We start from the raw sequence: 993 nt of genomic DNA, 5'->3' as shown, positions 1-993 counted from the left end.
AAAAAAACAATAGATGCAAGTTGCCACTTATCAATGAAACACCGTGTTTTCACTAATGATGTTAAGGGGTTTCAATCTATGTTAAATTGGGTAACAAAGCAAACCAAAGGCGTTTCTGTTTTTTACTGTTTTGAGAATACAGGAAATTATTCTTTAAAACTCGCAAGTTACCTAAGTTATAAAGGAATTGCATATGTGGAAGAAAGCCCTATTAAAATTAAACGTTCATCAGGTTTAGTTAGAGAAAAAACAGATAAGATTGATTCCGAGATTATAGCTAGATATGCTTGGATCCATCGAGAAGAATTGGTTTCTAGTGAATTAAAAAGTGTTGTTTATCAAGAGTTAGGTAGACTTATAGGCTTGCGAGATCAATTAGTTAGAAATAGAGCAGGATTGTTAGGCACTTTAAAAGAGATAGAGCAGCTTTTAAGCAGTCCATCTACAGATACTAGCTGTATTGTTTTAAGAAGGAGTATAGAAAATTTAAGCAAACAAATTAAGAGCATTGAATCTAGAATGGATTCTCTATTAAAAGAAGATGAGTCACTTTCTTCAAACTACAAATTGTTACTCTCTATAAGAGGAATAGGTTTTGTTGTTGCGTGTCAATTATTATATCATACTGAAAACTTCAAACGCTTTTCTAGCTGGCGAAAATTCTCAAGCTATTGCGGTTTAGCTCCATACGAATATAGTTCAGGAACAAGTATTCATAGACGTAAAAAATGTCATTATTTAGGAGATAGGAAAATGAAAAGTTTACTGAGTATGGCAAGTATATCAGCAATACAACATGACCCAGAATTAAGATTATATTATAAACGGAAAGTAAAGGAAGGAAAACCAAAAATGATAGCACTAAACAATGTTAGGAACAAATTATTAGCGAGAGTGTTTTCAGTTGTAAAAAGAGGCACTCCATATGTTGCCCTAAATCAATATGCAGCTTAAAATTTAATGAGAAATTACTAGGATTTGATCTTGGAATAC

At 32.1% G+C, this 993-nt stretch carries 1 protein-coding gene; it reads left to right on the top strand.

Going from position 1 to position 993, the window contains the following annotated elements; all coding sequences use genetic code 11:
* The coding region (locus tag KLA_RS17275) for an IS110 family transposase (RefSeq protein WP_034647453.1) at window positions 1-954 on the top strand (954 nt) is incomplete at its 5' end.
* Window positions 955-993 lie beyond the last annotated feature (39 nt).

This window comes from Cellulophaga geojensis KL-A, from assembly GCF_000568425.1.
GTDB classification, from domain to species: domain Bacteria; phylum Bacteroidota; class Bacteroidia; order Flavobacteriales; family Flavobacteriaceae; genus Cellulophaga; species Cellulophaga lytica.
This window is presented reverse-complemented; position numbering and strand designations above follow the sequence as displayed.